We start from the raw sequence: 26,593 nt of genomic DNA, 5'->3' as shown, positions 1-26,593 counted from the left end.
TTTCTTGTTAAGAACACAAATTATGAAATGAAGATCCAGCTCATATAGATAGAAAAATGAAAAACGTATTGGACATAAAAATGTCCAATACGTTTTTTTGAATTACTTAAACCTTAAATCGATTAATCCCCTTTATCACTCTTAAGAACCGGATAAAAGCAATGAAAACAGGTTCCGAATGGCTAAAGTAATATAGTGGATTATTATTGGTTTAAAAATTTCTTGAAAACCACTGATAAAGTAACTTTTAAAAAAATGCACTTAGTGTTAGAATAATCACAACTATTAGAATGTGTTCATTTGGACTTGTGAATACATGTATAAATTTAGCGTAGGCGCCTTACCAGGGAGAGTCGAATCAGATTCAAAATAAATCTTCACTTCAATTTGTATAGCTTGATTTACTAATTTAGGGAGGGTAAACATGTCTATTAAACGACTGGATAAGTTTCAAAGTCTCCATGTGGATCTTGTAGATTTGCACCAACAACAAGCATTAAAGCGTTACATCGCTCGTTCTAGTGAACGTGAACGAATTGCTAGTGAACTGCAAACTAAAAATCCTTTTGAAGTAGATACGCCTGAGCGAGTCGCAACTCGTAAAGCGATTATTGATCCACGTGATGGACTTGCTATAGAACGTATTATTGGGCGAGATGATTTATTTCCTGTTTCTTATCTTGAAGCAGGACAACAAGCAGCCACTCCTGTTTGTAGAATCGAGATTCGTGATCGTTTAGGCAGAGTTCTCGGACATGCTACAGGATTTCTTGTCTCACCTTCCTTATTGCTTACAAATAATCATGTTTTGGAGAATTACAATTCGGCTCAGTTCAGTGTCGCACAATTTAACTATGAAGTTGATCTTGACTTAAATGAAAGGCCGATGAAAAGCTTCCGTTTTACACCTGAACGTTTCTTTATAACGGATAAGAAGCTTGATTTTACATTAGTGGCGATAGAGGAAGTGTCAGCTGATGGTACAAAAGTAAGTGATTTTGGGTTCTTGCCACTCATCTCGCAAACTGGAAAAGGGTTGGTTGGCGAATGTGTATCAATTATTCAACATCCTTCGGGCGCCCCCAAAGCTGTAGCAATCAGAGAAAATCAGATTATGGATGTATTTGAGGATTATATTCACTACTCAACTGATACCATGCCCGGATCATCCGGTTCACCAGTCTATAATGACGAATGGATCGTAATCTCTCTCCACCATGCAGGCGTTCCAGATCCAAAGAACCGAACCGAATTTATCGCCAATGAAGGGATTCGTATAAGCAGTATTGTCCAGTTTGTCGCGGAGCAAGGCAGCAGCTTGAGTAATGATCAAAAGTTGTTATTGTATGACATCGTGAAGGGGTGGGATGTTCCCGATTATACCCCTGAAGAGATGGAAGTCGAGAAGTTAAGCGATTCATGGTATGAATCATCGAGGGGGTATGACACTCAATTTCTTGGTGTTGATTATGAAATCCCACATCCGATATTCCCGTCTGATCTTGAACAGGATATTGCCCAGTTAAAAGACGGGAGTAATGTGCTCCATTATACGCATTTTTCAATTGTCATGAGCAAGTCACGCCGTTTAGCCTATTATACGGTGGTGAATATTGACGGCAATCAATTGATGAAGATTGGTCGTAAGGACAAATGGTATCTAGATTCGCGCATCGAAATAGAATACCAGTGCGGCCCTGAATTATATAAAAATAATTCGCTTGATCGGGGGCATCTTGTCCGCCGGCTAGATCCTGTTTGGGGAGATTCAGCAAAAAAGGCAAATGAGGATACGTTCCATTTTACAAATTGTGCTCCTCAGGAGAGTAAGCTGAATCAAAAAAGCTGGCTGGATCTGGAGAATTATATTTTGCACAATGCCGAAAACTTAAATCTTAAAGTGACAGTGTTTACTGGGCCGGTTTTTCGGATGGATGACATTATTTACAGGGGAGTTCAGATACCAGCAGAGTTTTGGAAAATAGCTGTCATTGTGAAGAAAGATGGAAATCTATCTGCAACCGCTTATTTGCAAACTCAAAAGAATCTGATTGAGGATTTGGAATTTGTTTATGGTGAATATAAAACATATCAAGTACCCATTTCAAAAATTGAAGTGATTACGGGTCTTGATTTTAAAGAATTACGTAATTTTGATCCGCTCAATCAATTAGAATCGACAATAGGATATGTCATTGATGCACCCGGGGATGTAAAACTCTGAGGTTATTAATAAAAGTCCGCTGGGAAATTAGTGGAAATGAAAACCACTTAGGAAAAAGTATCCTAAGTGGTTTTCCAATACTTACACCTTAAACCGATTAACCGCCAAACTCAATTCCTCACTCAACTCCGTCAGCGTTTCTGCAACATCAATTACGGATTGAATCGCGCGAAGTTGTTCGTCTGTTGAAGCACAGGCTGCAGCTGTTTCTTGTGACGTTGCAGCCACTGTTTGGATTGAGTATAACGTTTGGTTACTCTATAATTAAGTTTGAAGTACAGAATTATTTGACTTAGAATAGGTGGAATAGTATATGACAACTAATCATGATTTTATGAATTACTGGTTATCCATAGACTCAATACAAAATAAAGTGAAGAAAGAATTGGAAAACGTTCTGCAGGCTGAGTACAGTCTATCTCTAAAAGAATTCTACGTGCTTTATTATCTTTCCATGGCGCCTGACAAGAAATTGAGATTACAGCAATTGCAAGAGATGATTGGATTGAGTCAGAGTGCACTTTCCAGATTAGTGGGGAAGATGGAAGCGAAGAACTGCGGTGCTTTAGAAAAGCATGATTGTACAGATGACCGTAGAGGAACCTATACGCATCTTACAAACCTAGGTGAGCAAAAGCTACAAAAAAGTCTAGTCTCTTTCCGTGAAATACTTAGATTACACCTCTCTGCTATTGATGTTGAAGGATTGATAAAACAATTAGTAGAAAAGCTATAAACTGCAATGTTCTATCGAAGTGCTTAATAGAAGCACTTTGATTTGACAAGGAGAATAGATAGCACTAATATATATGTATGTGTAATGCATATATATTTTAACGAGGGAGTTTTTGCAATGAAAGATTTGTTTAGTCCATTCAAAATAAAGAATTTGGAGTTGAAAAACCGAGTTGTCATGCCGCCGATGTGTCAATATTCCGTTGAACAGAAAGATGGCATTGCCACTGACTGGCATTATCTGCACTATGTCAACAGAGCAATCGGTGGAGCAGGTTTTATCGTGATTGAAATGACGGATGTCGAGCCTGACGGAAGAATTTCGGATTATGATTTGGGTTTATGGTCTGACGATCAAATCCCTGCGTTGGTGAAGATAGTGGAAGCTTGTCATCGCTATGGAGCTAAGGTTGGGATTCAGATTGCACATGCGGGTCGTAAAGCAGAAGATGCAGCTGTTCCTGTTGCGCCTTCTGCAATCGCATTCGACGAGAAGTCTAAAACACCAAGAGCGCTTTCAACAGTTGAAGTAAAAGATATGGTGGAGAAGTTCCGTAAAGCAGTAAGACGCGCGGTTGAGGCTGGATTTGATTCAATCGAAATCCACGGCGCTCATGGTTACTTAATCCATCAATTTCATTCTCCACTTACAAATAAAAGGGAAGATGAATATGGACAGGATCTGACCAAGTTTGGCCGCGAAATCATTCAAGCAGCTAAAGCTGAAATGCCTGCTGAAATGCCACTATTGATGCGTATCTCTGCAAAGGAATATGTAGAAGGTGGTTATGGAATAAACGAAAGTATAGCGTTCTCTCGCGTTTATCAGGAAGCTGGAGTGGATATGTTTGACGTCTCTTCTGGTGGAGAGGGTCAAATCGCAGCTTGGGGGAGACCAGGCACACATGTAGCTTACCAAGTACCGTTAGCTAGACAAATCAAAGAAGCGCTTCAGATACCAGTCATGGCCGTTGGTAGATTGGATGATCCAAATCTAGCCAATGCGATCATCGGAAATGAAGAAGCAGACCTTATTGCTGTTGGAAGAGGCATGCTGAGAAATCCTTATTGGACATTGGAAGCTGCTAAGCAATTGAAAAAAGAAACTACAGTGCCGAGACAGTACTTAGCAGGATTTTAATGATTTTAATTTTCAACACTTATTTATGATGCTATTCCGTGAATTCACTACAATTGTAAACTAATAAAATGAGGATCGGACATTTAGCTGGATGTCCGATTTTTTTTGTGTTTTTGTTTGCGTGTGTGAATGGTTTGTCAACGGGACATGCACAGGTACGGACTTTAAGTGAACTAGTGTTAGATATTTGAGCGCTAATTAATCTTAAAATATACTGCAATTATATGAAGTGAAAATGGAAGCTAACCAAGTTCGCAAATGGATGGTTATTTCCTGTCTATTCGAGATGAGATATAAACTGTCATCTTATTATCTTCCACAGGCGTTTTTGAGAAAGTATATACGAACACGTGGTATGATTGGAGAAATAAAAAGACTTTTGACATGCATATACACGAAGAAAAGGGGGCATGGATATGTTTCAAGAAGCTGATCGTAAAAAACAATTGCTGGACGGAAAACGTCCTTTGCCGACCTATACATTGAAGAGTTTAAGGGAGAAGTTGCTACTTGAGTGGACATACAACTCGAATGCGATAGAAGGGAATACTTTGACGCTAAAAGAGACAAAAGTCGTTCTTGAAGGGATTACGGTTGGTGGTAAAACCATGCGGGAGCATCTCGAAGTGATCAACCATCGGGATGCGATACTGTATGTAGAAGAAATCGTAGCGAATAATGAGTTGCTAACCGAATGGCAAATTAAGAACTTGCATAGACTCATTTTAAAAGGAATTGACGATGGATACGCAGGAAGGTACCGCGACCAGCGAGTCTTTATTGCAGGTGCAGAGCATGTCCCGCCTGAACCATTTCTCATAAGAGAGAAGATGGAAGAACTGATTTCTTGGCATGATGGCAAGGCACAGTCTTTGCATCCGATTGAGCGTGCTGCTATGCTGCATATTATTTTCGTTGGCATTCATCCGTTCATCGATGGAAACGGCCGGGCATCTAGATTATTACTCAATTTAGACTTAATGAAAGCAGGATATCCTCCAATTATTATCAAGACGGAAAATCGCCTTTCTTACTATGATGCACTAGACAAAGCGCATACTACGAATATATACGGTGATTTCATTGAATTGGTTAATAGTGAAGTAAATCATACGTTGGATTGGTATTTATCGTTGGTGTAAATAGATTGTGTGCGTAGCAAAAAAAGGTGGTAGGGAAATTATTCAGCATTGTGTTATACACAGACACGGGTAATTAGTTAAACAAAAAGCGCTCGAGACAGTAACTGTCTCGAGCGCTTTTGCAGTGTTCTAAACCTTAAATCGATTAACCGCCAAACTCAATTCCTCACTCAACTCCGTCAACGTCTCCGCTGCATCAGTTACAGATTGAATGGCATGAAGCTGTTCGTCTGTTGAAGCACTGACTTCTTCGCATGCTGCGGCAGTTTCTTGTGAAGTTGCAGCCGTTGTTTGGATAGTTTCAGCAACGTCGTCTTTGTGTGTTGCGACTTTCTGAATTTCTTCATACACTGCATCGATTGAATCTTGCATATCAGACATCAATGTTGAAATTTCTCCGAAAGTGATTTCAGTGTCATGTACGACGGTACCTTGACGTTGGAAGTTTTCGCGTGTTTCGTTCATTTGTTGTGAGACGAGTCTTGATTCTGTTTGAAGTTCATGAACTGTCACTTTTACTTCTTCCGTTGAGCGGGCCGATTGCTCTGCAAGTTTCCTTACTTCATCTGCAACGACTGCGAATCCTTTGCCGTGTTCACCTGCACGTGCAGCCTCGATGCTTGCATTTAATGCAAGAAGATTCGTTTGCGATGAAATTTGAGTGATCGTTTCCATGACTCCGCCGATCGCATTTACTTTACCTTCAAGTGTACCGATCACTTCGGACATGGACTGTAAATTGGTTTCCCAGTCATTGAAAGATAGTTTCAGTTCTTGCATTTGACCTTGACCACTTGTATTCATTTCACCGGCTTTGATTGCGATGTCAGACATGACGCTGGCTTTCGTTGTGATTTCGTTAATTTGTTGGCCAAGAAGATAGGCTTTTTCTGTAACGATTTCCGCATCTTCAGCAGATTTTGAAGCGCCATGTGCAATCTCAGTTACTGCATGTGCAACTTCTTCCACTGATGCATTCGTTTCTTCCGCGACAGCGCTTAAACTTTCGGAACTTGCCCGGACGTTCGCTGCAGAACCGTTGACGACAGTAATGATAGCGTTCATATTGTCAATCATTGTATTAAAGTTATCTCCGAGTTCAGCGATTTCGTCATTTGTTTTGATATCAGAGTTGACCGTCAAATCACCTTGAGATACAGAATGCATCAGTGAATTTAATTTCCTAATAGGTTTGATGGTACGGCTAATCATGAAATAGAGAGCAGTGAAGATGACGAGCAAAGTTGCTAGTGCAACAATCAGCATTGAATTACGTAAGTCAGTTGCGATTGCGTTAATATTTTTTTCGTCATAGATTGCTCCAATTTTCCAGCCGAACTTTGGAATTGTGGAGTAGATATTCGCTTTAGTGTTGCCTTCATATTCATAATAAATTTCGCCTTGCTCGTTACCTTCTTCGTACATTTCTGCGATGAACGGAAGATTCATCAAATTTTCCCCGCGTAATGTCGGATGAGCAATTGCTGTCCCTTCCACATCAAATATGACTGGATAGCCATTATAACCAATTTCACTAGCTGAAATCTTGTCTGTTAATGCAGCGAGTTGGATGTCCAGTCCAACTACACCGATAAGTTTACCATTTGCCAGCACAGCTTTTGAAGCACTGATAACAAACTCTCCAGTTGCTTGGTCAACATAGGGTTTCGTCCATTGGACTGTACCGGAATCAGCGACTGCTTGTGAATACCATTCACGTGTCGTTGGATCGAAATCAGCGCCTAAATCGGCAGCAGGCATAATGAATGTTTCTTTAGTAGGGAGTGAAAAATAGATTGCTGATGAATCGTCGTATAATTCCATGAAGTTTTCGAATGCTTTATTAAGCTTAGGAAGAGAATCGTCTGCTGGTTCATTTTCCTTGGCAGTAGAAAATTCCGTTACTAAGGGTGATGTCGACAATTGTGCAAGACCTTTGTCGTATTGATTGAGGTAGTTTTCAATCGCAAAGTTCATCTCGTTAATGAGTGAACCGCTTGACGTCAACACACTTTCTTCAGTCCTATTTTTTACTTGCGTACTGCTGATAGCAGTCATGATGGAAATGCCGATAAGGAAAAGCACCATGACAGTCATGATGATTTTTGTTTTGATGGACCTGAACATTTATGGAGCACCTTCGCCTTCTATTGAAATGTGATTACTATGAATACTTCGGTCTATTCGTTCGTTTCTTTAGAGATAGATGAACAATAGTAAAGTTTCTACTTTTTATTAACTTTACCTTATCAAATCAATTCGATAAATATACTAGATATTATTATAAAACCCGCCCCGGGAACTTGATCCGGGGCGGGTTTTACTAATTCTTACACCTTGAATCTATTAACTGCATTACTCAATTCCTCACTCAACTCCGTCAATGTTTCTGCGGCATCTGTTACAGATTGAATCGCGCGAAGTTGTTCGTCTGTTGAAGCACTTACTTCTTCGCAAGCAGCAGCTGTTTCTTGTGAAGTTGCTGCCATCGTTTGGATTGTTACGGCAACATTGTCTTTATGAGTCGCTACTTTCTGTATTTCTTCATACACTGCGTCGATTGAGTCTTGCATGTCAGACATCAATGTTGAAATTTCACCGAAAGTGATTTCCGTGTCGGTTACGACAGTACCTTGACGTTGGAAGTTCTCGCGTGTTTCGTTCATTTGCCCAGAGACGAGTCTGGATTCTGTTTGAAGTTCCTGGACTGTCACTTTTACTTCTTCTGTTGAACGGGCAGATTGTTCTGCGAGTTTCCTTACTTCATCCGCAACGACTGCGAATCCTTTGCCATGTTCACCTGCACGGGCAGCTTCGACGCTTGCGTTTAATGCAAGAAGATTCGTTTGTGCTGAAATTTGGGTGATCGTTTCCATGACCCCGCCAATTGCTTTTACTTTATCCTCCAGTGTACCAATAACTTCGGACATCGCCTGCAAATTGGTTTCCCAGTCGTTGAAGGACAGTTTCAGTTCTTGCATTTGACCTTGACCACTTGTATTCATTTCACCGGCTTTGGTTGCGATGTCAGACATGACGCCGGCTTTCGTTGTGATTTCGTTAATTTGTTGGCCAAGAAGATACGCTTTTTCCGTAACGATTTCTGCATCCTCAGCAGATTTTGAAGCGCCATGTGCAATCTCAGTTACTGCGTTTGCAACTTCTTCGCCCGATGCATTCGTCTCTTCCGCGACAGCACTTAAACTATCGGAACTTGCCCTAACATTCGATGCGGAGCCGTTAACGACAGTAATGATAGCATTCATGTTTTCAATCATAGTATTGAAGTTAGCACCTAGTTCGCCGATTTCGTCTTTTGTCTTGATATCAGAACGAACGGTTAAGTCGCCTTTTGAGACGGAATCCATCAAAGATTTCAAAATTCCAAGGGGCTTGATTGTATGGCTGATCATGAAGTAGAGGACGACGAAGAATAATAGCAGTGTCGCAATTGCTACAACCATCATCGAGTTTCTGAGATTGATTGCGATTTCGTTAATATCTTTTTTAAGATAAATTGCTGAGATTTTCCAATCGAAATCGGGAATGGATGAGAATACATTCACTCTGTCGCTGCCTTCGTGTGTGTAATGGATGGCCCCTTCATCTAAACCTCCTATGTACATTTCTTCAATATAAGGGAGCGTCATCAGATTTTCACCACTTAACGATGGGTGCACCATTGCAGCCCCAGTGGCATCAAAGAGAACCGGATAGCCATTGTAGCCAATATCACTACCGGAAATAGATTCGGCCAATGAAGCCAATTGAATATCTAGTCCAAGAATACCGATAAGTTTTCCATTTTTCAGAACGGCCTTCATGGCACTGATAACATACTCGCCTGTCGCACGATCGATATGCGGTTCCGTCCAGTAGACGCTATCAGGATTTGCAGCTGCTTCTTGATACCACTCAAAGCTGGTTGGGTCATAATCGTTTCCAAGGTCAGCATGCGGAACGAGGGTCATGTGTTTTGATGGAAGTGCTAAGTAGATTTGCGAAGCTTCATCGTATAAATTTTGAAACTCCTTAAATTCTTTCTCTAATGTAGCATTGCTGTTTTCAATGTCATCGCCGACATTGGTATAATCCGTTAAGGCTTTGGAGTATGACATTTGGATTAAGCCTTTTTTGTATTGCTCTAAAAAGTTCGTAATCGAAGCACCCATCTCGTCGACGAGTACAACACTCTGATCGATGAGGTTTTTCTCTGTTTTATATTGTACTTGCAAACTGGAAATTGCGGTCATTGCAGTCACACCAATGAGGAAAAGAACCATCACTGTTACTATAATTTTTGTTTTTATTGATTTGAACATAGCGCACCTTCGCTTTCTCTATCTGTCTAGTTGAATTGACTCACAAAGTAATATTCGGTCTAATTACTTATTTGTTTAGAGATAGATAAATTAAACAATAAGTGATAATAATCATTCTATATTTATCGTTTTAAAATCAATACAAAGAGCACCTAGAATCATTAATAGGATCCTAGGTGCTCTTGAAGTTTCATCAATTATCAATACGGAAAAGGTGTGCTAAGCAGTGTTTCAAATCTTAAACTTTAAATCGATTAACCGCCAAACTCAATTCCTCACTCAACTCTGTTAGCGTTTCTGCCGCATCAGTTACAGATTGAATGGCACGAAGCTGTTCGTCTGTTGAAGCACTGACTTCTTCGCATGCCGCGGCTGTTTCTTGTGAAGTTGCTGCCATTGTTTGGATAGTTTCAGCAACATCGTCTTTGTGTGTTGCGACTTTCTGAATTTCTTCATACACTGCATCGATTGAATCTTGCATATCGGACATCAATGTTGAAATTTCTCCGAAAGTGATTTCAGTGTCATGTACGACGGTACCTTGACGTTGGAAGTTTTCGCGTGTTTCGTTCATTTGTTGTGAGACGAGTCTTGATTCCATTTGGAGTTCCTGGACTGTCACTTTTACTTCTTCCGTTGAACGGGCAGATTGTTCTGCGAGTTTCCTTACTTCATCCGCAACGACTGCGAATCCTTTGCCGTGTTCACCTGCACGGGCTGCCTCGATGCTTGCATTTAATGCAAGAAGATTCGTTTGCGATGAAATCTGAGTGATCGTTTCCATGACTCCGCCGATCGCATTTACTTTACCTTCAAGTGTACCGATCACTTCGGACATTGCCAGTAAATTGGTTTCCCAGTCATTGAAGGATAGTTTCAGCTCTTGCATTTGACCTTGACCGTTTGTGTTCATTTCTCCAGCTTTAGTTGCGATGTCAGACATGACGACGGCTTTCGTTGTGATTTCATTAATTTGTTGGCCAAGTAGGTAGGCTTTTTCCGTAACGATTTCAGCATCTTCAGCAGATTTTGAAGCGCCATACGCAATTTCAGTTACTGCGTGAGCAACTTCTTCCCCTGATGCATTCGTTTCTTCCGCAACTGCGCTTAAACTTTCGGAACTTGCCCGGACGTTAGATGCAGAACCGTTGACGACAGTAATAATAGCGTTCATGTTGTCGATCATTATATTAAAGTTATCTCCAAGTTCTCCGATTTCGTCATTTGTTTTGACCTCGGAACGAACTGTCAAATCACCTTGGGATACGGAATCCATGAGTGACTTTAGCTGGCCAAGTGGTTTGATGGTGTGACTGATGATGAAATAGAGCGCTGAGAAGATTACAAGCAACGTGACAAGTGCGACGACAATCATTGAAGTACGTAAGTTATTTGCCGCGGCATTGATATTTTTTTCATCATAGACGGCGGCAATTTTCCAACCGAACTTCGGTATTGTGGAATAAACGTTTATATAGGAGTTACTTTCATAATCGTAGTGGATGGCACCCTTTTCATTTCCACCTTTGTACATGTCTGCGATGAAAGGCTGGTCCATATAGTCAGCCCCTTGGCTTTCGGGGTGTGCGAGCACGATGCCTTCTTTATCGAGTAACATTGGGTAGCCTTTATAGCCGACATCACTGGAAGCTATTTTATCAGTCAATGCACCGAGTTGAATATCAAGGCCCATAACGCCAATTAATTTGCCATTTGATTGCACAGCTTTTGAGGCAGCGATGACCAATTCTCCAGTAGCGGAGTCAATGAAAGGACTAGACCATTGGACAACGTCTGGATGTTCAACCGCATTTTTATACCAATCCCGAGTGGTCGGGTCAAAATCTGCTCCGAGATCTGCATTCGGCATGATCATTATTTCTTTAGTCGGAAGGGTTAAATAGACGGAAGTTGTATCTTCGTAAAAGCCGAGGAAGCTCTCTAGTTCAGCTTCCAGTACAGAAATCGAATTGGTTGCTGTAGCATCTTCTTCAGGAAGTGTAAATCCCGTCACTGTAGGAGAGGTGGATAATTGTGCTATGCCTTTCTCGTACTGACCAAGAAAATTTTCGATTGCATAACCCATTTCATTGGTGAGTGCACCACTCGATTCGATAATACTTTCTTCGGTATTATTTTTCACTATCGTATTGCTAATGAAAGTCATAGTGGATACGCCTATGAGGAATAGCACCATTACTGTCATAATTATTTTTGTTCGGATGGATTTGAACATTTATCTTGCACCTTCGCTTTCTCTTACATTAAATGAACTACTTTATATGCTTCGGCAATTATTCTTGTTTATTTAGATAGTAGATGAAATAAATAAGAGAGAATAGTAGTGTTGAACTATTTTCATTCAAACGGGCAAACATGACTTTGGGGGAAATCCAATACTTTTTATTGCCAATTTGCTTAACTTCCTTTTTGGTTTGCCGATATAAATCATAATGGAAGTTCTCAGGAACAGGGAGGTTTGAGGAATGGTAAGTCGTATGGATGGGGGAACTACGATGCATCATGCAAGCGTTTCAGTTGAAAAAGTAGCATCGAACAAGGAAGTTACGGTGGTACCAGTGCAAGCCGTTGTAGAGAAAGTGCAACAGCAAGCTGACCAAGAACAACAATTACCTGCTGATAAAGCAAAGCAAATGACGGACAGCATGAACACATTTTTGGAAAGTGCGAATACGCAATTACGTTTCAAGTTTCATGAAAAGCTCAATGAATACTATGTAACAATTGTAGATTCGAAAACTGACGAAGTTATCCGTGAGATCCCATCAAAAAAATTGATGGACATACATGCGGCAATGCGCGAGTTTGTAGGTTTGTTAGTAGATCGAAAAATATAAGTAGAAGGTGTGAAGGATTATGAGGATAAGTGGACTAGCGTCAGGAATGGATATAGATAAGATTATTAGTGATTTAATGAAAGCAAATCGCATACCGCTTGATAAAATCACACAGAAGAAATCTTATTTAGAATATCAATTGAATGATTACCGTAGCATTAACCGTGAATTGAAAGAAACAAGTAATAAAATAGGAGATACAATGCTACTTCAAAAGACATTTTTGGCGAAAAATGTAACTATTTCTAACCCAGATGCAGTTAGCATAAAGAGCACTAGTTCGATTTCGGAATTTTCGGGGACGATTTCTGTTGAGCAATTGGCTACGCAGTCGACTTGGAATAGTAATAAAGACGCATATACTAAAGGGCTGAGTGATAATGCAACTTTGAAGGCGTTGGGTGTTACTGGAAACTCTATTACGATTACATCACCGGGTGAGACGGTAGGAAAGCCAGTAACTTTCAATCCAGAAACAGATACAATTAAATCCTTTATGGAAAAAATCAATAAAGTGAAGGACGTCAATGCATTTTACGATTCGTTTAGTGGACAAATTGTGTTTACGGCGAAAAATAGTGGTACGGATGTAATTAAAGTAGAAGGACTTGATGGAACGGGCAAACCAGGTCAAAATGCAATGTTTACATTTAACGGACTTAAAACGGAACGTCCTTCCAATTCATTTGAAATAAGTGGTTTTGAGGTAACCTTAAAACAAGCAACGGGCACACCGACAGCACCTGGTCCTGCTATAACATTCAGCTCAACTCCAGATACCGATAAAGTGGCAGAAGCAGTCATCGGGTTCGTGAATGACTATAACAAGATGATAGAAGAATTGAATGCGAAGATTCGCGAGCCTAAATACCGTGATTATCAACCCCTTACTGCTGAACAAATGAAAGACATGAAGGAAAATGAAATTAAACTATGGGAAGAAAAGTCGATGAGTGGAACGCTTCGCAACGATCCAACGATTTCAAGCATGCTGACGAACATGCGAGCTGCATTGAACAGTGAGGTTACTGGGACGGATGGTAAGATTCGTCTAAGTGATATTGGAATCACAACTTCTAACAACTATAGGGATAATGGAAAACTTGTGATTGATGAGACAAAACTTCGTGAAATGATTGCAGAAAATCCAAACAAAGTTTCCGAGCTTTTCACAAAAACGGACGTAGGGCTTGCAACAAAATTCCGTAAAGCTGTTGATGTAGGACAGGCGGCGATTGCGAAACAGGCTGGCAGTGTTGGGGCAGGAAATGATACATTTACGCTTGGAAGCACGATGAAAAGTATGAACGAACAAATTGTTCGTTTCGAAGAACGTATGAAAACGGTTGAAAATCGACTTTGGAAGCAGTTCACCGCAATGGAAATGGCGATTAACCGTGCAAATGCACAATCCGCACAGTTGCAAAGTACACTTGGCGGCGGCATGTAATAATAGTAAGATATTAAAGGAGACAGATCATAAATGGTTATAAAAAATCCATATGCAACTTATCAGAACAACTCGGTGAATACGTCGACACCTGGTGAACTGACACTCATGCTTTATAACGGTTGTTTGAAATTCATAGTCCAAGCAAAAAGAGCGATAGCAGATAACAACATCGAAGAGAAAAACAAGTCGGTTCAAAAAGCGCAGGCTATCATTTCAGAACTGATGCTAACGTTGGACAAGTCATACCCGGTTGCCGCAAACATGCTTGTGCTGTATGAGTTTGTAAATAGCCGGTTAGTAGACGGCAATATTAAAAACGATAGTGCGATGTTGGATGAAGCCTCTTCTATCATTACGGAATTTCGCGATACATGGAAGCAGGTTATTCAAATTAACCGCCAGAAACAGTATGCGAATGTGGATGAAATATGATTCGGCCTGCGCTGATAGCGTGGCGTGATGTGACGGAAAAGTTAGTGAGGTTGTCGCAAGAAACAGCGGTAGATAAGCGGGATGAGACGATTGCGGGTATCGAATCACTTCTCGATGATCGTGATAAGTTGCAACCACATATTACTGCCCCGTTCACGGTCGAAGAGGAAGTGTTCGGCAAAGTTCTTGTCGCGGCAGAAGAGGATGTTCAAAAGAAACTTGCTCAATTTTCACAACTGATTCGTACAGACATCGTGGAATCACAAGCGAAGAAAGACAATATGAAAAACTACGTCAATCCTTACAGCAATGTAGCGCGAGATGGTACATTTTACGATACGAAGCAATAACTACTACCCGGTTGGAGATTAATTCTCTGACTGGGTTTTTTATTGAATAATTAGTTAATTATGCCCGTATGAATGGCGGTTCATTAATGGTACATTTTACATAGAGTGTTTAATGTAAATTTTAGTATGAGAAAAATTGATGGTAAAGGGGAAATATAGGATGAATATTACTCAATTAAAGCGGGAAGATTGGCTTCGGAAAAACTCGATTATGATGATTGGATTTGCACTTGCTGCAGGGCTGGGTTTACTAGCCCAACTTATACAGCGCTCACCGATAGCTATTCAATTGTCTGTTGCCATACCTTTTGCACTCGCAATTCTATTCTATTTTCTCAGTAAAAAAGTTGAGGTATTGTCACTTCTTCTGCCTTATCTATTACTCGTTATGAATTTTGCAATTGCGATGGGTGTCATCTTTTTTTCAGAAGCGAATCTAGGGACAATAGGTATCATCATTCTTATTTTGGTGATAGGTTCAATTCACGGCAAGATGGCCATTATGGCGTTTGGTTTTGCACTGAGTTTCATTGCCATGATAATAAATAATCAATTTTTCATTGCTCCAGAACTCGTCGGAGGAAGCGGGACAAATCTATTACTACTTCATTTCCTAGCAGGGCTTGTCTTATTCTTGCTTGTCCGTCAAAATGGGCGGATGTTCATGCATGTGGAGGAGCTTGTCGAACTAACAGAACTTAAGGTGCGCGAAGAAGGGGCACTTGCTGCAAAGCTTGACGAGGCGGTTGGAAAGATTACATCGAACCTTGCGTATCTTCGTTCAAATTCGGAGACATCTGCCACATCGCAGCTTGAAATGCTTGCAGCTGTTAATGAAGTAAGTGTTGGTAGTCAACATCAAGCGGATCATATTTCAGATATCGCGGAAAATGCGGAACACACTTACGAATCGGTTCAAGTCATTGCAGAAGGCTTAGGTCAGGTCGTGATTCAGGCGAATGAAGCAGGTCGAAAAGCCGAAGATGGAACTATGAAAATTGCACAATTAAAAGAAAGCATTGACTCTTTCAACACTTTTTTTACTGATTTAAATGAAACGTTTGGTATATTATCACGTAAAATTGACGAAACGAACGTTTTCGCAAGTGCAATTAAAGCCATCACAGAACAGACAAATTTACTTGCGCTCAACGCCTCGATTGAAGCTGCACGTGCTGGAGAACAAGGAAAAGGATTTGCAGTAGTTGCGGAAGAAATTCGGAAATTGGCCGGACTCACAAGAGAGACTTTAACTAAAATTGATACAAACTTGATAGAAGTAAACAATTACAACGAAATAGCCGTTAAAAAACTTGGAGATGGATTAGAACAAGTAACGATGCAGACTGCAGTAGCAGACGAGTCTAGTGCGTCTTTTATAGATTTGTTTGAAACGATGACGAAGTTGCAGAAGGTATTATCGATTTTCATCCAAGACTTCGGCAAAATTACGGAAGACAGTGCATTAATTCAGGAACGAACGATGGATTTTGCGGCGATTGTCGAGCAAAGTACCGCGGCTGTGGAAGAACTGAATGCTACGTTGACCGAACTGACTGAAGAACAACAACAAATCGCCACGTATATCAATGAAACGCATGAGGAAGCAGTTCGGATAAGAAACTAATGCGATGTTGCCCCGTTTTTTGGGGAATTATTTGCCGGTCGTGTATTGTATACGATTGATTAGGGTGATATATACTCGGTGTGTGCTGTTTATGATTGGTTGGCGTGTAATATTATCGATTGTGCGTTGTTTATGCTTGGTTGGGATGATATATGATCGGTTGTGCGTTGTATATGCTTGGTTAGGAAGATATATGCTCGGTCGTGCGGGGTTTATGCTTGGTTAGGATGATATATGGTCGGTTGTGCGTTGTATATGATTGGTTAGGATGATATATGATCGGTTGTGCGTTGCTTATGATTGGTTAGCGTGCTATATGATCGGTTGTGCGTTGCTTATGATTGGTTAGCGTGCTATATGCTCGGTCGTACGTTGCTTATGATTGATTAGGGTGATATATACTCGGTTGTGCGTTGTTTATGCTTGGTTGGGATGATATATGATCGGTTGTGCGGGGTTTTTGATTGGTAAGGAAGATATATGCTCGGTCGTGCGTTGCTTATGATCGGTTAGCGTGTTATATGCTCGGTCATGCGTTGCTTATGATCGGTTTACAGTAATATGTTGGATAATTCAATTAACGGCAAGTGAGATAGGTATATAGATAGGAACTTCTAAGGGGGATTATGAATGCACACTGTGGATACCATGCGGCAGAAGGAATTTTCGAATAAGAACTTCATTCTATTTGTGACACTTGGTGGTTCTAGTTTCATCGGTTTGATTTTTTATTTTGTTACGGGGCAAGGTATGCTGAAGACTGTGAGTATGGCGATACCGGTTGTTGTTACGTTATTGTTTTATGCATTGGCGAAAAAGGTCGCTATTTTTGAACGCATGTTTCCATGGATTGTCCTAGGCATGACGGGATTTGCCGCGATATTGAATGGGGTTATAGGGGAACCGTCTGTTGCGACAGCTGGAATCGCGTTTTTCATAGCAGGTATTGCAAGTGTTCATTTATCCATGCGGATTATGACCTATGGTTTTGCGCTGTCCCTTGCTGTTCTGGTCGTATTTTTAATGAACTATCCGTATCAAGAGCAAATTGCAGCGAGCAAAGGAAGTTTGGCGCTTGTGCTGATCTTGATGTCAGTGGGGCTGTTCATCCAAATAAAGCAGACGAAAAAGCTGGAAATGCAAGTCGATTTGTTCACGACTGAGCAGGCAGCACACACGCTTTTAGAAGAGAGCAAGCATCGTTCGTTGAATGAAGGGATTGAACAGGTTGCAGCTGATTTGACGGCGATTGGTGAGACGGCTGGACGACATTTGGAAGCACAGAAGGAACTGTTGACAATTATGGATGGCGTTTCAGCAAGTGTTGAACAGGAAGCATTTCAAATTGCGAACATCGCAAAAAATGCACAACGCACGCAAGATGATGTAGCTGATATGCATAAGGAAACGCATCTTATGAATGAAGACACAGCTAGTCTTCGCGCTGAATCTGCTGACATGGTGGAAGTCATGCAAAACTTGCGTACAGGTATGGAAGAAGTGGAAATTTATCTCACTGATTTGAACGGATCATTTGATGCGCTTACTGAGAATATCGAGAAGACGAATGCGCTTGCCAAGTCGATTGAGACGATTACGGGACAAACGAATCTTCTTGCATTGAACGCGTCGATTGAAGCGGCTCGCGCGGGAGAGCACGGCAAAGGGTTTGCGGTTGTCGCGGATGAAATCAGGAAACTTGCTGGATTAACGGCGGTGACATTGGTTGAAATAAATGGAAATTTGGAAAATGTCAACACGATGAATGATCGCTCGCGTGCCAATTTGACGAACAGTACAGGAAAACTTGTTACACAGGCAGCATTGTCGGTGGACGCTGAAATGAAAATCGGACTCATGCACAACACATTGAGTGACCTTCACCGGAAGTTTGGCATGTTTGACGACAAGATGGCTTCAATTACAAAGGAGACGACGGACATCGGGCGTATGACAAGCTCATTTGCTGACTTACTGACCGAATCGAGTGCATCACTGGAAGAAGTGAACGCTACGATTCATGGAACGGTTGTAGACAATGAGCAGATTGTGACGACGCTGGACGGGACAATGCGAAGAACGGCAAGCTTGGCTGAAGTTCGTTGAAAGTTAAGTAGTCTGCTATAATGAGAGAAACAAATCTTGGTGCGTTAGAACGGAGTGGAGAAGATGCTTTATAAACGGACTGAATATTTTAGGTATACATTTGGGGAACCGCTTGTAGCTGAATTCCGGATTGTCGTTGAAAATGGAACGGATATAGAATCGAGCCCGGGCGAATGTCATTTCTTAGACATCAGTCCAGGTGGTGCAAAGCTTTTTGCGAAGTTCGATATTCCACTTGAACGTGAATCTGTCCGCTTGCATATCAAATTCACACTTTATGAAAAATTAATCGACCTGCAAGGCGTAATTGTGTGGAAGAAGCCATATAGTGGGGGATACATGTACGGTTATGATTTTGATGAAAACGTAGAAATTGAACATTTAATCGTCGAAGAGCTTAAACTTCGAAGACGCTCTGAAAGTGCATTGGGTAGCGCTATAAAGGACGAAAAAAAGTAATTTTTGAACGTATTCGTCACAAATCGACAATATATTTAATTTTCTAAATGTTTTTAGAAGGACTTTATGGGGAATGTGTAGAAGTGTACTGTATAGGTTAACTTAAAGGAGGAGTTCATATGTTAGATTTTAATATTCGCGGTGAAAATATCGAGGTAACTCCGGCAATTCGTGAACATGTCGAGAAGAAATTGCAAAAAATCGAAAGATACTTCGATGAAAATGCGAACGCAACTGCACATGTGAATTTGAAAGTTTACAATGATAAGCAAACTAAAGTGGAAGTAACAATTCCTATGAAAAACTTAACGCTTCGTGCAGAGGAACGTCATAACGATTTATATGCAGCTATCGACTTGATCGTTGACAAGTTAGAGCGTCAAATTCGAAAATATAAAACAAAAGTAAACCGTAAGTTCCGTGAACGTGAAGGCGTTGCAGCATTCTTCGCATCAGTCAATAAAAGCGAAGAGAAAAACAGTGATGCAAATGGGGAAGAAGATCAGGCATTTGCGATCGTCCGAACTAAGAATTTTGATCTAAAACCGATGGACCAAGAAGAAGCAATTCTTCAAATGAACATGCTTGGCCACGATTTCTTCGTCTTCACAGATTCCGATTCTGATGGAACAAACATCGTTTATAAACGTAGCGATGGTAAATATGGCTTAATTGAAACAAGCTGAATAGATAATGGAGTTTGGAAGACCCCTAAGCGGGAATACTGCTTAGGGGTCTTATTTTGATTTCCAATAGTGGGGGACGAGCGGAAAAACCTATTATACCCGCGTATTATGGTCCTCCCATCACGCAATACAAAATTTCCTTAATGTGTTTTGGCTAGACCATTTGCACCGTGCAATTCACAGTGTTAAAATGAAGGGTGAACCTAATGAGGATGTGACCTAAATGCTTAGCGTATTGAATAAAATGTTTGATATGAATAAACGAGATTTGAAGCGTCTTGACAAGATTGCGGACAAGGTCGAAGCGCTTGCAACACAAATGGAACAGCTTACGGATGAACAACTGACAGCAAAAACAACTGAATTCAAAGAACGTTTCTTAAAAGGAGAAACGCTTGATGATCTTCAGGCTGAGGCTTTTGCAGTCGTTCGCGAAGCGTCGAAACGTGTTCTTGGCATGTATCCATTCCGTGTGCAAATTATTGGGGCTGCTGCTTTACACGAGGGCAATATCGCGGAGATGAAAACCGGTGAAGGCAAGACGTTGACGTCAACGCTTTCGGTTTATTTGAACGCACTTGCGGGTCAAGGCGTACACGTTGTAACCGTGAACGAATACCTTGCAAGTCGTGATGCGACGGAAATGGCGCTACTTTATGAGTTTCTCGGATTCTCAGTTGGTCTGAACTTAAATAGTTTATCGAAAGAAGAGAAACGGGAAGCGTACAGTGCGGATATTACGTATAGCACAAACAACGAACTCGGTTTCGATTACTTACGTGATAACATGGTGCTTTATAATGAACATAAAGTGCAGCGTCCGCTGTTCTACGCAGTTATAGATGAGGTTGACTCGATCTTAATTGACGAAGCGCGTACACCACTAATCATTTCAGGGCAAGCTGCGAAAGCGGCAGAATTGTATCGCTTGGCAAATAAATTTACACAATCACTCAAAAATGAAGAAGATTATTCATATGATGAGTCGACGAAAGGTGTCGTCTTGACAGAAAGTGGTATCGAGAAATCGGAAGCTGCATTCAGTATTGATAACTTATTCGATTTGGAACATACGACACTTAACCATGCGATTAACCAATCGTTGAAAGCACATGCGAGTATGCATATTGATGTTGATTACGTCGTTCAAGAAGGCGAAGTCGTCATTGTCGATTCATTTACAGGACGTCTTATGAAAGGTCGTCGCTACAGTGATGGACTTCACCAAGCGATTGAAGCAAAAGAAGGCCTAGAAGTTCAGAATGAAACGATGACTCTTGCAACAATTACATTCCAAAACTACTTCCGTATGTATGACAAACTGTCTGGTATGACTGGGACAGCGAAAACGGAAGAAGAAGAATTCCGTAATATTTACAACATGAACGTCATTGCTATACCGACGAATCGTCCGCTAATCCGTGATGACCGTGCAGATCTTATTTATTCTTCAATGGAAGGTAAATACCAGGCAGTTGCGGAGGACATCAAAGAACGGAATGACAAAGGGCAACCAGTTCTTGTTGGTACAGTTGCGATTGAAACGTCTGAGATTATTTCTAAGCATTTGACAAAATACGGTGTGAAGCATAATGTTTTAAATGCGAAAAACCACAGTCGTGAAGCGGAAATCATTTTGGAAGCCGGTCACAAAGGTGCTGTTACAATTGCGACGAATATGGCGGGCCGTGGTACGGATATTAAACTTGAAGAAGGCGTGCAGGAACTTGGCGGTCTAGCGGTTCTTGGTACAGAACGACATGAGTCGCGTCGAATTGACAACCAGCTACGTGGACGTTCTGGTCGTCAAGGGGATCCGGGTGTGACGCAGTTCTATTTATCGCTTGAAGATGAATTAATGCGCCGTTTCGGTTCGGACCAAATGAAGTCGATGATGACGAAACTTGGTATGGACGACACGACGCCAATTCAGTCGAAAATGGTATCGCGTTCGGTTGAATCTGCTCAGAAACGGGTAGAGGGAAATAACTTTGATGCACGGAAACGTTTGCTGCAGTATGATGATGTATTACGCCTGCAGCGTGAAATCATCTACAAAGAACGTAATGAAATTCTAGAGTCAGAAAACATTCGTGGCGTACTAGAGAAAATGCTGTCGAATGTAATTGCAAATGCTGTGTCAATTCATACGACGGAAGAAAAAGAAAGCGATTGGAATCTAAAAGGACTCGAAGATTTCTTGGGCGCAAATATACTCCCAGATGGTCGTATAACAACTGTAGCTATGGAAGAGAAATCGGTTGAGGAATTGACGTCGTTGATCCAAGAAGCTGTTACTGAACGGTACGATGAGAAGGAAGAAGAAATGTCGGAAGAGCGCATGCGTGAATTCGAAAAAGTCGTCTTGCTTCGTGCCATTGACTCGAAATGGACAGATCATATAGACGCGATGGATCAATTGCGTCACGGTATCCATTTACGTGCATATGGTCAAACTGATCCGCTTCGTGAGTATCAGGCGGAAGGATTTGCAATGTTTGAGGAAATGGTCGCATCGATTGAAGCCGATTCAGCGAAGTATGTGATGAAAGCTGAAATCCGCAACAACCTTGAACGTGAAGAAGTTGTTAAAGCACAGGCCGTTAATCCGAAAGAGGATGGCGAGCAAGTGCGTAAGAAACCAGTGCGTCGCGCAGTAAACATCGGTCGTAACGATCCATGCCCATGCGGCAGCGGGAAGAAATATAAAAACTGCCACGGTAATGCATAAGTTACCGGGCAACCCAAATTCAGGAGGAAACTATTATGATGGAATTATCCGATGTACGCAACGAGCTCGACAAATCAGCTAAGAAATTAGCGGACTTTAGGGGGTCTCTTTGACTTAGAAAACAAAGAGGCACGAATTCAAGAGTTAGATGAAGCAATGCTAGAGCCAGGTTTCTGGGATAGCCAGGAAGGTGCACAAAAAGTAATCTCCGAGTCGAATGCGTTGAAAGACGTTGTCGGCGAGTACACGGAGTTGACTGATGAACAGGAAAACCTTGAAATGACGCTTGAACTATTACGCGAGGAAAACGATGCAGAGATGCAAGAAGATCTTGGCGTAGAGTTGAAGGGATTCAAGAAGAAGCTCGATGAATTCGAACTGCAAATGCTACTCAGTGATGAATTTGATGCGAATAGTGCGGTTCTTGAACTTCATTCGGGTGCAGGCGGTACGGAATCCCAGGACTGGGCTTCTATGTTGCTTCGCATGTACACACGTTGGGCTGAACATCGCGGCTTCAAAGTCGAAACACTCGACTACCAAGCCGGAGACGAAGCTGGCGTGAAATCCGTAACATTGGCAATTAAAGGCCATAACGCATATGGTTATTTAAAAGCAGAAAAAGGCGTTCACCGTCTTGTTCGGATTTCTCCGTTTGACTCATCAGGCCGACGCCATACGTCATTCTCTTCAATAGAAGTAATGCCGGAGTTTGAAGGCGAAGTTGACATTGACCTTAAAATGGAAGATGTTAAAATCGATACGTACCGTTCAAGCGGTGCGGGTGGACAGCACGTCAATACGACAGATTCAGCAGTTCGTATGACGCATCTTCCAACTGGCGCAATTGTTACATGTCAGACAGAACGTTCACAAATTAAAAACCGTGATCGCGCAATCAATTTATTGAAAGCGAAAATTTACCAGATCAGAGTCGAAGAAGAAGAAGCACGTCTTCTTGAAATTCGAGGAGATCAAAAAGAAATCGGTTGGGGAAGCCAGATCCGTTCATACGTTTTCCACCCGTATTCCATGGTAAAAGATCACCGGACGAGTGCAGAAACAGGAAACGTCAGTGCGGTAATGGATGGCGATATCGACCTGTTCATCAATGCTTACTTACGTTCACGGATATCTTAATAAAACGAAATGAAAAGGAGTGCACTTCGGTGCGCTTTTTCATTTGCCCACATCTTTAATGAAAAAAATGGATAGTCCTATAAAGAGGTTTTGGAAGCATGGATTATGTGTATATTAACTAATACAGACGTAATTTTAATGTTATTAGTCGTTTGGCACGTCTAATAATGGAGTTCACAAAGTTGAGACAAACTGTAGTGGAGGTTGAGAAGACGCTATTTGTCGACGGTTTGATGAATTTAGGGTAATCCCTAGGTGATTTTAATGCACGTTGTTTTGGTATACTTAGGTAGGCAGTACAATAATTCATAAATGGAGGTAAGAAAATGAAAACTAAGTTTTTAGCAATTATGTTGGGAGCTGTTCTTGTCCTTGGGGCATGTGGCGGCGACAAAGCAAAAGAAGAAGATAAGGGTACAACAGGTACTGGTAATGAAACAGCTTCAGTAGACGTTGAAAAAGTGGTTAGCACGAGCTGTATCGCTTGTCACGGCGGTAACCTTGAACTTAAAGGCGGCGTGGGTCCCGATCTATCAAAAGTTGGTGACCATATGTCTGAAACAGAAATCCATGACGTAATCATCAATGGTCGCGGAAGTATGCCACCTGGTCTTATCAAAGGTGAAGAAGCAGACGCAGTTGCAAAATGGCTTGCTGAGAAAAAATAATATTTACAATGAAACCGCAACTGGGTGATATGCCTGGTGCGGTTTATTTGTTTATTGGCGGGATGGGTGGGGTTTGGTAGTAGAGTATGTCGGCTTGCCGTGACAGTTCTGCGGTTAGTCCTCAGAGTTTGCAGAAATACCCTGACAGTTTGGCGTTGCCCTTAGAGTATGTCGACTTGCCGTGACAGTTCGAAAGTAAGCCCTCACAGTTAGCAGAAAAGCCATGACAGTGTGGCGCTGCCCTTAGAGTATGCTGGCTTGCCGTGACAGTTCTGCGGTTAGTCCTCACAGTTAGCAGAAAAGCCATGACAGTTTTGTGTTGCCCTTAGAGTATGTCGAAATGCCATGACAGTTCGACAGTAAGCCCTCACAGTTAGCAGAAATACCCTGACAGTTTGGCGTTGCCCTTAGAGTATGTCGACTTGCCGTGACAATTTGGCAGTAAGCCCTCAGAGTTAGCAGGAAAGCCATGACAGTTAGACGTTGCCCTTAGAGTATGTCGACTTGCGGTGACAGTTCGACAGTAAGCCCTCACAGTTAACAGAAAAGCCATGACAGTTTGGCGTTGCCCTTAGAGTATGTCGAAATGCGGTGACAGTTCGACAGTAAGCCCTCACAGTTAATAGAAATACCATGACAGTTAGACATAGCTCCCGCATTTCCCCCACAGTTCAACGGCACTCTTCATCATTCGATAAAACCATCCGCTAGTTCAAACATTATTGCCAATAAAAAGAGGAGTTACCTCCTAAAGGTCGAATACAAACAAGTGAGTTGGTCTTTTGGTCTACTAGTTCTACTTTATAATAGTACTACGTTCTATGTTTATCGACGTTATATTCAAGTTTTAATTGAAACACAACTGTAATACTTAGAAGGGTGAATCATGTTATAATGGGGCTGTTGGAAAAAAAGAGAGACAAAAATATTCAGGTGGTTTTAGAATGATTGTGATGAAAAATGTCTACAAAAAGTATCCAAACGGTGTCGTAGCAGCAAATGGCATTAACATCGAAATCGACCGGGGAGAATTTGTTTACGTGGTCGGTCCGAGTGGTGCAGGTAAATCGACATTTATTAAAATGATGTATCGTGAAGAAAGACCAACAAGTGGAGAAATTCTTATTAATGGTATAAATCTTGCAACATTGCGTAACAAACGTGTACCCCAATTGCGCAGGCAGATTGGTGTCGTTTTTCAGGACTTTAAATTATTACCTAAATTGAATGTTTACGAGAATGTGGCGTTTGCGCTCGAAGTCATTGAAGCACCGCCAGCAGAAATACGAAAAAAAGTGAACGATGTTCTTGCGCTTGTCGGACTTACGCAAAAAGCGCGGATGTTCCCGAACGAATTATCAGGTGGAGAAGAGCAACGTGTTTCCATCGCGAGGTCAATCGTCAATGTACCGAAAGTTGTCATTGCAGATGAACCGACAGGAAATCTTGACCCTGAAACATCATGGGAGATCATGAGGATCTTCGAACAGATTAATGCTCGTGGAACGACGATTGTCATGGCCACCCATAATAGGGAGATTGTTAACGCTATAAAACACCGTGTTATCGCAATAGAAGGCGGGCTCATTACCCGTGACGAATACGGAGGTGAGTACTATGAAGGCTAGAACACTCGGTCGGCATGTACGAGAAAGCTTCAAAAGTATTCGCCGTAACAGCTGGATGACATTTGCGTCAGTCAGTGCTGTTACTGTCACCCTCCTGCTTGTCGGTGTATTCATCGTGATTATGATGAATTTTAATCATCTCGCGCAAAGTATCGAGAATGACGTGGAAATTAAAGTGGTTGCGGATCCAGCTGCAGATAAGTTGATAATTAAAGAGCTGGTAGAAAAAGTTCGTTCGACAGAAGGCGTTCTCGAAGTGGTCTATTCGTCGAGAGATGCTGAGCTAGACAAGATGATTAAATCATTTGGTGACGAACTTAGTTTATATAAACAGAGTAATCCGCTTGGCGATGCACTTTATGTAAAAGCGAAGGATCCACAACAGACTGCTACTATTGCTAAGAAAATTGATACATACGACTATACATATGAGGTCGTGTATGGCGAAGAAAAAGTGGAGAAACTCTTCAATGTACTTAACCTGAGCCGGAATATCGGTATTGTTTTGATATTGGCACTGTTATTCACGGCGATGTTCCTTATTTCGAACACGATCCGAATAACTATCGTTGCTAGAAGAACTGAAATTGAAATTATGAAATTAGTCGGAGCGACGAATAACTTCGTGCGTATTCCGTTTTTGTTGGAAGGAATGTGGCTTGGCATTTTGGGGGCATTAGCTCCAATGCTCATCATTTCTATATCCTATTACAAACTATTCGAGCTTTTGGAACCGAAGCTACAAGGAGAATTGTTCCAATTACTAAACACGACACCATTTATAATCCAACTGAACGGACTGATTCTGTTTATGGGGATCTTTATTGGTATTTGGGGCAGCTTTATGTCTGTGCGTAAATTTCTTAAAGTGTAATTGATAGATAGAGTGTG

At 41.4% G+C, this 26,593-nt stretch carries 20 protein-coding genes; 17 read left to right on the top strand and 3 right to left on the bottom strand.

Features of this window, described 5'->3' with window-relative positions; translation table 11 throughout:
- The first annotated feature begins 424 nt into the window (after positions 1 to 424).
- The 4 genes from MKX62_RS01985 (at position 425) to MKX62_RS01970 (ending at position 5,242) form a co-directional block, all read left to right on the top strand.
- The gene (locus tag MKX62_RS01985; protein WP_340740515.1) at positions 425 to 2,224 is read left to right on the top strand and encodes a DNA/RNA non-specific endonuclease; all 1,800 of its coding nucleotides are present in this window, start codon (positions 425 to 427) and stop codon (positions 2,222 to 2,224) included.
- A gap of 313 nt (positions 2,225 to 2,537) precedes the next feature.
- Entirely contained in the window at positions 2,538 to 2,960 is a 423-nt protein-coding gene (locus MKX62_RS01980; RefSeq protein WP_187045550.1) for a MarR family winged helix-turn-helix transcriptional regulator, read from the top strand.
- Positions 2,961 to 3,077: 117 nt separating this feature from the next.
- Positions 3,078 to 4,100, top strand: a complete 1,023-nt coding sequence (locus tag MKX62_RS01975; protein ID WP_340740514.1) for an NADH:flavin oxidoreductase/NADH oxidase — start codon at positions 3,078 to 3,080, stop codon at positions 4,098 to 4,100.
- A gap of 416 nt (positions 4,101 to 4,516) precedes the next feature.
- Positions 4,517 to 5,242 carry a Fic family protein gene (locus MKX62_RS01970; RefSeq protein WP_340740513.1) on the top strand — a complete coding sequence of 242 codons (726 nt, stop codon included), beginning with the start codon at positions 4,517 to 4,519 and terminating at the stop codon, positions 5,240 to 5,242.
- A gap of 129 nt (positions 5,243 to 5,371) precedes the next feature.
- Here the strand turns inward: MKX62_RS01970 and MKX62_RS01965 are convergent, their stop codons facing one another.
- The 3 genes from MKX62_RS01965 to MKX62_RS01955 form a co-directional block, all read right to left on the bottom strand.
- Positions 5,372 to 7,369: a methyl-accepting chemotaxis protein gene (locus MKX62_RS01965; RefSeq protein WP_340740512.1), complete on the bottom strand. Its 1,998-nt coding sequence runs from the start codon at positions 7,367 to 7,369 to the stop codon at positions 5,372 to 5,374.
- A 203-nt stretch (positions 7,370 to 7,572) separates the two neighbouring features.
- Complete coding sequence (locus MKX62_RS01960) at positions 7,573 to 9,564, bottom strand: methyl-accepting chemotaxis protein (protein WP_340740511.1); 1,992 nt, start codon at positions 9,562 to 9,564, stop codon at positions 7,573 to 7,575.
- A 238-nt stretch (positions 9,565 to 9,802) separates the two neighbouring features.
- Positions 9,803 to 11,800: a methyl-accepting chemotaxis protein gene (locus MKX62_RS01955; RefSeq protein WP_340740510.1), complete on the bottom strand. Its 1,998-nt coding sequence runs from the start codon at positions 11,798 to 11,800 to the stop codon at positions 9,803 to 9,805.
- A gap of 250 nt (positions 11,801 to 12,050) precedes the next feature.
- On the opposite strand from MKX62_RS01955, the gene flaG reads away from it, so the two are divergent.
- The 13 genes from flaG to ftsX all read left to right on the top strand — a co-directional run bounded on the left by flaG (position 12,051) and on the right by ftsX (position 26,576).
- Entirely contained in the window at positions 12,051 to 12,422 is a 372-nt protein-coding gene (flaG, locus tag MKX62_RS01950) for a flagellar protein FlaG (RefSeq protein ID WP_340740509.1), read from the top strand.
- A 19-nt stretch (positions 12,423 to 12,441) separates the two neighbouring features.
- Positions 12,442 to 13,872, top strand: a complete 1,431-nt coding sequence (gene fliD, locus MKX62_RS01945) for a flagellar filament capping protein FliD (RefSeq protein ID WP_340740508.1) — start codon at positions 12,442 to 12,444, stop codon at positions 13,870 to 13,872.
- A gap of 33 nt (positions 13,873 to 13,905) precedes the next feature.
- The gene (fliS, locus tag MKX62_RS01940) at positions 13,906 to 14,307 is read left to right on the top strand and encodes a flagellar export chaperone FliS (RefSeq protein ID WP_340740507.1); all 402 of its coding nucleotides are present in this window, start codon (positions 13,906 to 13,908) and stop codon (positions 14,305 to 14,307) included.
- Positions 14,304 to 14,657 carry a hypothetical protein gene (locus MKX62_RS01935; RefSeq protein WP_340740506.1) on the top strand — a complete coding sequence of 118 codons (354 nt, stop codon included), beginning with the start codon at positions 14,304 to 14,306 and terminating at the stop codon, positions 14,655 to 14,657. Before fliS ends, MKX62_RS01935 begins: the two co-directional genes overlap by 4 nt.
- Positions 14,658 to 14,817: 160 nt before the next feature.
- On the top strand, positions 14,818 to 16,284 hold the full coding sequence (locus MKX62_RS01930) for a methyl-accepting chemotaxis protein (protein ID WP_340740505.1): 1,467 nt from the start codon (positions 14,818 to 14,820) through the stop codon (positions 16,282 to 16,284).
- A gap of 630 nt (positions 16,285 to 16,914) precedes the next feature.
- Entirely contained in the window at positions 16,915 to 18,390 is a 1,476-nt protein-coding gene (locus MKX62_RS01925; protein ID WP_340740504.1) for a methyl-accepting chemotaxis protein, read from the top strand.
- Between the two features lie 63 nt (positions 18,391 to 18,453).
- The gene (locus tag MKX62_RS01920; RefSeq protein ID WP_067211970.1) at positions 18,454 to 18,849 is read left to right on the top strand and encodes a PilZ domain-containing protein; all 396 of its coding nucleotides are present in this window, start codon (positions 18,454 to 18,456) and stop codon (positions 18,847 to 18,849) included.
- 119 nt (positions 18,850 to 18,968) lie between these two features.
- Positions 18,969 to 19,535 carry a ribosome hibernation-promoting factor, HPF/YfiA family gene (gene hpf / locus MKX62_RS01915; RefSeq protein ID WP_067211968.1) on the top strand — a complete coding sequence of 189 codons (567 nt, stop codon included), beginning with the start codon at positions 18,969 to 18,971 and terminating at the stop codon, positions 19,533 to 19,535.
- Positions 19,536 to 19,758: 223 nt separating this feature from the next.
- Positions 19,759 to 22,266: a preprotein translocase subunit SecA gene (gene secA, locus MKX62_RS01910; RefSeq protein ID WP_340740503.1), complete on the top strand. Its 2,508-nt coding sequence runs from the start codon at positions 19,759 to 19,761 to the stop codon at positions 22,264 to 22,266.
- Between the two features lie 38 nt (positions 22,267 to 22,304).
- A protein-coding gene (prfB, locus tag MKX62_RS01905; RefSeq protein ID WP_156476176.1) for a peptide chain release factor 2 occupies positions 22,305 to 23,406 on the top strand; the annotation gives its coding sequence in 2 pieces (ribosomal slippage) (positions 22,305 to 22,376 and positions 22,378 to 23,406; 1,101 coding nt in all).
- A 326-nt stretch (positions 23,407 to 23,732) separates the two neighbouring features.
- Positions 23,733 to 24,074, top strand: a complete 342-nt coding sequence (gene cccB / locus MKX62_RS01900; protein WP_067211961.1) for a cytochrome c551 — start codon at positions 23,733 to 23,735, stop codon at positions 24,072 to 24,074.
- Between the two features lie 944 nt (positions 24,075 to 25,018).
- A complete protein-coding gene (gene ftsE / locus MKX62_RS01895; RefSeq protein WP_067211958.1) occupies positions 25,019 to 25,702 on the top strand; it encodes a cell division ATP-binding protein FtsE in 684 nt (227 codons plus the stop codon).
- Positions 25,692 to 26,576 carry a permease-like cell division protein FtsX gene (gene ftsX, locus MKX62_RS01890; RefSeq protein ID WP_340740502.1) on the top strand — a complete coding sequence of 295 codons (885 nt, stop codon included), beginning with the start codon at positions 25,692 to 25,694 and terminating at the stop codon, positions 26,574 to 26,576. Before ftsE ends, ftsX begins: the two co-directional genes overlap by 11 nt.
- The last annotated feature ends 17 nt before the right edge of the window (positions 26,577 to 26,593 follow it).

The sequence above is a fragment of the Sporosarcina sp. FSL K6-5500 genome (assembly GCF_038005665.1).
GTDB classification, from domain to species: Bacteria; Bacillota; Bacilli; order Bacillales_A; family Planococcaceae; genus Sporosarcina; species Sporosarcina psychrophila.
Note: the sequence above shows the minus strand (reverse complement) of the source record. Positions and strands in the feature narration are given on the sequence as shown.

Bases quoted from the DNA above. Each gene is read 5' to 3' on its own strand.
- fliS (WP_340740507.1), top strand. From the start codon at position 13,906: ATGGTTATAAAAAATCCATATGCAACTTATCAGAACAACTCGGTGAAT.
- ftsE (WP_067211958.1), top strand. From the start codon at position 25,019: ATGATTGTGATGAAAAATGTCTACAAAAAGTATCCAAACGGTGTCGTA.
- MKX62_RS01970 (WP_340740513.1), top strand. From the start codon at position 4,517: ATGTTTCAAGAAGCTGATCGTAAAAAACAATTGCTGGACGGAAAACGT.
- MKX62_RS01955 (WP_340740510.1), bottom strand. From the start codon at position 11,800: ATGTTCAAATCCATCCGAACAAAAATAATTATGACAGTAATGGTGCTA.
- MKX62_RS01980 (WP_187045550.1), top strand. From the start codon at position 2,538: ATGACAACTAATCATGATTTTATGAATTACTGGTTATCCATAGACTCA.
- MKX62_RS01975 (WP_340740514.1), top strand. From the start codon at position 3,078: ATGAAAGATTTGTTTAGTCCATTCAAAATAAAGAATTTGGAGTTGAAA.
- MKX62_RS01965 (WP_340740512.1), bottom strand. From the start codon at position 7,369: ATGTTCAGGTCCATCAAAACAAAAATCATCATGACTGTCATGGTGCTT.
- secA (WP_340740503.1), top strand. From the start codon at position 19,759: ATGCTTAGCGTATTGAATAAAATGTTTGATATGAATAAACGAGATTTG.
- MKX62_RS01930 (WP_340740505.1), top strand. From the start codon at position 14,818: ATGAATATTACTCAATTAAAGCGGGAAGATTGGCTTCGGAAAAACTCG.
- ftsX (WP_340740502.1), top strand. From the start codon at position 25,692: ATGAAGGCTAGAACACTCGGTCGGCATGTACGAGAAAGCTTCAAAAGT.
- MKX62_RS01925 (WP_340740504.1), top strand. From the start codon at position 16,915: ATGCACACTGTGGATACCATGCGGCAGAAGGAATTTTCGAATAAGAAC.
- hpf (WP_067211968.1), top strand. From the start codon at position 18,969: ATGTTAGATTTTAATATTCGCGGTGAAAATATCGAGGTAACTCCGGCA.
- fliD (WP_340740508.1), top strand. From the start codon at position 12,442: ATGAGGATAAGTGGACTAGCGTCAGGAATGGATATAGATAAGATTATT.
- flaG (WP_340740509.1), top strand. From the start codon at position 12,051: ATGGTAAGTCGTATGGATGGGGGAACTACGATGCATCATGCAAGCGTT.
- MKX62_RS01985 (WP_340740515.1), top strand. From the start codon at position 425: ATGTCTATTAAACGACTGGATAAGTTTCAAAGTCTCCATGTGGATCTT.
- MKX62_RS01960 (WP_340740511.1), bottom strand. From the start codon at position 9,564: ATGTTCAAATCAATAAAAACAAAAATTATAGTAACAGTGATGGTTCTT.
- MKX62_RS01920 (WP_067211970.1), top strand. From the start codon at position 18,454: ATGCTTTATAAACGGACTGAATATTTTAGGTATACATTTGGGGAACCG.
- MKX62_RS01935 (WP_340740506.1), top strand. From the start codon at position 14,304: ATGATTCGGCCTGCGCTGATAGCGTGGCGTGATGTGACGGAAAAGTTA.
- cccB (WP_067211961.1), top strand. From the start codon at position 23,733: ATGAAAACTAAGTTTTTAGCAATTATGTTGGGAGCTGTTCTTGTCCTT.